At 56.2% G+C, this 6,037-nt stretch carries 4 protein-coding genes, 1 other RNA gene and 1 pseudogene; 5 read left to right on the top strand and 1 reads right to left on the bottom strand.

What is annotated here, in order from left to right:
- The 3 genes and pseudogenes from P8Z34_16580 to P8Z34_16570 form a co-directional block, all read left to right on the top strand.
- The coding region (locus P8Z34_16580; GenBank protein ID MEJ2552288.1) for a hypothetical protein at positions 1-233 on the top strand (233 nt) is incomplete at its 5' end.
- A 21-nt stretch (positions 234-254) separates the two neighbouring features.
- Positions 255-863: pseudogene (locus tag P8Z34_16575) on the top strand (DUF4349 domain-containing protein).
- 297 nt (positions 864-1,160) lie between these two features.
- Positions 1,161-2,420, top strand: a complete 1,260-nt coding sequence (locus P8Z34_16570; GenBank protein ID MEJ2552287.1) for a hypothetical protein — start codon at positions 1,161-1,163, stop codon at positions 2,418-2,420.
- A 51-nt stretch (positions 2,421-2,471) separates the two neighbouring features.
- Here the strand turns inward: P8Z34_16570 and P8Z34_16565 are convergent, their stop codons facing one another.
- Positions 2,472-3,734: a HAMP domain-containing sensor histidine kinase gene (locus P8Z34_16565; protein ID MEJ2552286.1), complete on the bottom strand. Its 1,263-nt coding sequence runs from the start codon at positions 3,732-3,734 to the stop codon at positions 2,472-2,474.
- A gap of 175 nt (positions 3,735-3,909) precedes the next feature.
- Here P8Z34_16565 and aspS point away from each other — a divergent pair, with 175 nt between their 5' ends.
- Positions 3,910-5,691, top strand: coding sequence for an aspartate--tRNA ligase (gene aspS / locus P8Z34_16560; protein MEJ2552285.1), 1,782 nt, complete (start codon positions 3,910-3,912; stop codon positions 5,689-5,691).
- 37 nt (positions 5,692-5,728) lie between these two features.
- Positions 5,729-5,901: non-coding RNA, 6S RNA (gene ssrS, locus P8Z34_16555), on the top strand.
- The last annotated feature ends 136 nt before the right edge of the window (positions 5,902-6,037 follow it).

The following is a 6,037-nucleotide window of genomic DNA, read 5'->3' as shown; positions in this document are numbered from 1 at the left end:
TGGCTCCGGAAGCGCCGCCCTTGGAGGAAGTCCCGGAGTCCGAGGCCGCTTCGGGCGGCGCTTCCGACATGGCGCTGCTCGATTTCGGGCAGCGCTCCAGCCGCATGATCATCAAAAACGCCGAAATATCGCTCCTGGTCGAAGACTCGGACACCGCCATCGATCGCACCACGCAGATCGTCGACGACGCCGGTGGGTACATCATCAGTTCCCGCGTCTGGTATCAGGATTGAGGATCCGAGTCCTACAAGTACAGCACGATCACGATTGGCGTGCCGGTCGATGAATTCGAACGCACCATGCGCCGTCTGCGGGACATCGCCGTCAAAGTCACGGACGAGAACGCATACGGCGAGGACGTCACGGACGAATACGTCGACCTCGAGTCTCAGCTTGCCAATCTCGAAGCGACGCGCGATCGCATCAAGACATTTCTGGATCAAGCCAAAACAGTAGATGAAGCGTTGGAGGTGAACGAAGAACTCTCCCAGATCGAGGGACAGATCGAGGAGATCCGCGGCCGCATGAACTATCTCGAAGATCGCGCCGCATTTTCGACGATTACCATCACCATTTCACCGGACCTGCCGGAACTGATTCCCACGCCGACGCTGACGCCCACGGCCACGAACACGCCGCGGCCCACCATGACGCCCACGCCCTGGGACGCTTCGAAAACCGTCGTGCGCGCGAAGCGAACCCTGACCCAGACCTATCACAGTTTGTTCGAACTGGCGATCTGGATCGGGCTCTATATATTGCCGGTCCTTGGTCCCCCGGTGTTGATAGTAATCTTGGCCTGGTATTTCTTGAGGAAGCGTCCGTCGATGAATGAACCTTCCGAAGATGACAGCAAAAAGTGAGAATCGAATCGTCGTGGGGAATGACGCAACGCAGGTCCATAATCTGCGAGAGTGTATAAGTGTTCATCAGGAAGGTGAGGCTCAATACAATCAGGAGCACATAGCGAATACTGCGATCATCGAGATTGTAGATCTGGCACGTGAGATCTGACCGACCGAAAACCTGCCTTATCTCTATCTGACATATCCGCAGCACGATGACCAGCGTACCAATCTATCAGGGATTTTATCCAGTAAAATCCCTGATAGTTCGTTCTTGACCGTTTGAATATCCGTTTGATCCAGTCGGGAGAATGCATGGGAGCGTTTTACCGCAGCTACAGCATACCGGACGACGTTCACGAGGTTGCCGAGCAGAAGATCACGACCTGGTTGTCCCGAAAAGGTTTCTCCGAGATCGAAGGATCCTCCGTGCTCGATGACGACATGGAGGGGGAGCGAGGGTTCTATCTTTTCTGGAACGATCGCTGGACGATCATTCTCTACAGCGACTTCGAAGAAGATGAAAGGCTGTTGTTCGAGTTGAATTTGTTGCAGCTTCCCATCCTTCATCTCTGGCTGCTTGACAGTGACGTTTGGGGCTACGAACTTTATATGCAGCGTAAACCCATTGCGGCTTTCAACTCGCAGCCAAAATATTATGGGTCAGACGATCTCTCCGATGTCCCGAATGATATTCCTACGCTTCTGGCGAAGTGCAGCCTGAAAGATCTTGCAGTGACCGACATTGCAGCAATCCAAAGGAAACGAGGCGTTTTTAAGGACCCCATCTGCGCAGAATTTGCGAGCGCGATCCACGCCGGACCTGCTGCTGCGCAGTACGCGTATGTCACGGAAGGTTTTCCCGATTCGGCGGGATTTTCCTGCGTCCACAGGCGCTTTCGCAAGCGCAACTACGACCCTGTGGGGAGCTTCGATTTGCATCTGCGCCGGGCAAAATCTACCCAGTCGGAAGCCTTTCCTCTGCCTCAGGCTCCGCCGTTGAGTATCCGTATCCTCGCGCTGATCATGCGAATCGTGGCCACACCCCTGGGATGGTTGCTGCGTTTTTCTATCATGCGCAGGATCAAATCTGGGGACATCCCTGCTGATTCTAGCGCTGGAATCGATGGGCAATCCGATCGAGAATACACCTTCGAAGAAGGCCGGTTGGTCAATCCGAAACGCCGCTGTCGTATCGACCTGCCGGAAGGCGCCGTTCACTGCGATGGCCCGGGGATTCTTCCCTTTAAAATTGGAAATCATAAAGTCATCGTTCGGGCGATATCGGCGAACGAAGCGATGACCATCCTCTCCGGTTCACAATACTCGGCGATCGAAGAAGATTCGAATTTCTGGATCGGATCCCTGCCTGCGAAATACGTACTCGCCAGTTACAAGGTGCCGCAGCGCGGTCAAGAAACGAATTATTCTCATCAGTTTTTCATCCAGGCTCCGTTTGCGATCTATCGCTTCTTGCTGGTCGCCGACTCTGCGTTGAGCCACGATGAATTGAGCATCTTCCGGAAGACGGTCGAATCCTTTACCATCACCGAGCCAGACGAGATCGAAGGATAATCGCTCGAGTTCGTTGCTGGAATCCGAATCGAGGATCCTGCTCACTGGAGGTCAGGGTCTTTTTACCTTGCGGGGCGGATTCAATGTCCGGCAGGCAGTCGGCAGATGAAGCGAGTTCCGCGTTCCAGGTTTTCCACATGGATCGAGCCGCCGTGTCCCTCGATGATCGTTTCGCGATGACCGGTCCCAGGCCGCTGCCGGGAAAACTGTATGCGTTGCAGGCCCTGTGAAAACGTTGAAATAGATTTGGCAGTTCGTCTTCGGGACGCCGATTCCGGTATCTTCCACCCAGATGGCTGCAAAATCTTCTTCCCGGCGAAGCCCGATCCGGATTTCTCCGCCTTGTGGCGTGAATTTCAGCGCATTGTCGAGCAGGTTTTCGAGTGCGCGGCGCATCTGTGTTTCGCTGCCCATCAACTCCACCGAGTCCGCAGGCAGCTCGAGGTGGAATTCGATGGCCGATTGTTCAGCGCGTGAGGCGCAGCGCTCGCTGACTTCACGAAGCAGCCTGACAAGATCCAACCGGACCGTATCTTGAAGATTCATATTGGCTTCAAGCCGGGAAATATCGAGCAGTGCGTTTGACAGGCGCTCCAATCGTTCCGATTGTTCGATGGCTTGTTCGAGGTCCTTTTTTCGAAGAGAAGCCTTTCTTTCATTTTTAGCCAGGTCGAGGTTGGTGCGCAGCGCGGTCAATGGGGTGTTCAGTTCGTGCGCCGCGTCGGAGACAAAGCGGCGCAGCGTCGATACCGTTCCATCGACTTTCTCCGCCATACGGTTGAACGTCTTGGCCAACAGACCGAGTTCGTCCTGGCGATCGATTTCCACCCGGCTGGCGTACTCGCCGTTGGCGATGCGGGCGCTGCTTCTTGAAAGCGCCAGAATGGGCCGGCTGAGCCGGTGGCTGAACCACAGGCCTGCCGCTCCGGCCAGGAGGATCGACAACGCGCCGGCGAGAACCAGGCCGAAGAATCCACTGCGCAGAATTGCCTGCCCGTATGCAGGGCCTTCCAGCAACTCCACGAATCCGAGGAGATTTCCATCTTCATCGTAGTAAGCGAGTTGCAGCTTCTGTTGGGAACGGGCCTCCTCGAAAATCAAGGAAATTCCCAGGCTGTACCCGAAGGGTTCATCCGAGAATTGGGGAAGGAAAATGAGTCTGCGGCCCGATTCGTCCGGTTCGACGAGAAAGGGGTACCCTTGCGGGAAGACGTCGAACGGGCCGTCCGGGAGGCCGTCTTGATCCGCATCCAACTCGCGGTCTGAATTCGTGTTCAAAGTTGACCGCGCTTTCGCTTGGATGCTATAATCCACACATGCACGCACATCCAAAAGTCGACGCACGAGTCAACAATTCCAACGACGATGATTGCAACCATCGGGTGGTGGGATTGTTCGTGCGCTAGCGCCACCGAGGCCAGATTTTCCCGCCGCCCGATGTCATCCAGACCGGGCGGCGAAGTTTTTATAGGAGAGAAGGAGAGGCAGTATGTATCGCACACATGATTGCGGCAGCCTGCGGGTCGAACACGTCGGAGAACGCGTCACGCTGGCTGGTTGGGTCAACCGGCGGCGCGACCACGGAGGTGTGACCTTCATCGATTTGCGCGACCGCTCTGGAATCGTGCAGGTTGTGGCCCATCCGGAGGAATCCACTGAAGCGCACCGGGCGGCGGAAGCCGTGCGCAACGAATGGGTCATCCAGGTGGAGGGCGTGGTTCGAAAACGTCCCGAGGACATGGAAAATCCCGATCTGGCCACGGGCCAGATCGAAGTTGCCATAGATCGACTCAAAGTGCTCAACCCGGCGCGTACGCCTCCGTTTGCGATCAACGAAGAGAGCGAAGTCGAAGAGATGGTACGGCTGCAGTACCGCTACCTCGACCTGCGCCGGCCGCGCATGCAGCACAACCTGCAGCTGCGGCATGCCGTGGTGAAGTACATTCGCGATTTCCTGGATGTACGGGGTTTCTGGGAGGTCGAGACCCCGATTCTCTTCAAGACCACACCCGAAGGGGCGCGGGACTATCTGGTCCCCTCGCGCGTTCATCCGGGCGAGTTCTATGCCTTACCGCAATCTCCGCAGCAGTTAAAGCAGTTGCTCATGGTCGCCGGAGTGGAGCGCTACTTCCAGATCGCACGTTGTTTCCGTGATGAAGATCAACGCGGCAACCGCCAGCCCGAATTCACGCAGCTCGATCTGGAGATGTCCTTCGTCGAGCGTGAGGACGTGATTTCTTTGGCCGAAGAGTTGTTCACTTCGATGGTGGAGACCCTGCTGCCGCACAAACGTTTGCTGGCCAAGCCCTGGCCGCGTTTGACCTATGTGGAAGCGCTCGAACGATTTGGACGGGACGCGCCGGACATTCGCTTCGGGATGGAATTGAAGGACGTCAGCGATTTGGTAGGCGAATGCGGATTCCAGGTTTTCGAAAAGACGATTGCTTCGGAGGGATCGGTACGCGGTATAAATGCCAAAGGCTGGGGGAATTCGAGCCGCAAGGAAATCGACGAGTTGGTGGAATTCGTGCAGCTTCTCGGAGCCAAAGGCCTTGCGTATTTGGCCCTGACGGAATCGGGGGAGATCCGCTCCTCTTTTGCGAAGTTCCTCAGCGAGGAAACTCGAACGGCAATGCAAGAAAGACTGGGCGCACAAGCGGGTGATTTGCTGCTCTTCGTTGCCGGTGATGCCGGTGTGGTTTTCGAATCGCTGAGCCGGCTGCGCGATCATCTCGCCGAACGATCCGGTTTGATCGATCCTGATGTCCTGGCGTTCTGCTGGGTGCTGGATTTTCCCTTCGTCGAATGGAACGAAAACGAGAATCGTTGGGATCCAAGCCATCACCTTTTCACTTCGCCGATTCCGGAAGATGTCCCTTTGCTCGACTCCGATCCCCACAAAGCCCGCGGCCAGCAGTACGACATGGTGCTCAACGGCGTCGAGGTGGGCGGTGGAAGCATCCGAATCCACGATCGCCAGCTCCAGGAACGCGTGTTTTCACTCATCGGTCTGGACAAGGATGTCGCCCGGGAACGCTTCGGCCACATGCTGGAAGCCTTCGAATACGGCACGCCGCCGCACGGGGGCATCGCGCCGGGCATCGATCGTTTGCTGATGATATTTGCCAACGAAGCGCATATCCGAGAGGTGATCGCCTTCCCGAAGAATCAAGCCGCACGTGACGTTATGGCGAACGCCCCTTCGCCGGCGGACCCCGATCAATTGGCGGAGCTGCACATTCGGGTGGTGGATACGGATGAGGATTCGTGAAGCATGGACAACCCGATCTGATCGTGGTATATATTGCTGTGCCCTACTATGATCGTGATGTAGCACGCGTTTTGAGCCAACACTATATAAACGGGGTTCGATCTTCGTCGGGGGACGCGATAGGCTTAAGCCAAGGCGGAGCCCGCGGGTACGACCCCACCTGCGAAAGCAGGTTCAAAACACCGCCACACACGACATGGTGGGGTGTCCCTTTAGCGATAAGCATTTGCTTATCGCTCTTCTTTTGTGTCCGACTTACCCTAGGCGGACGGCGGTCGGTGTTTGCTGGAACAGTTTTATGATGGCTAAAGACTTCAAGTATGCTTGCTGCAATTAACGCGAGAGG

Source organism: Anaerolineales bacterium (genome assembly GCA_037382465.1).
Taxonomy (GTDB): Bacteria; Chloroflexota; Anaerolineae; order Anaerolineales; family E44-bin32; genus WVZH01.
This window is presented reverse-complemented; position numbering and strand designations above follow the sequence as displayed.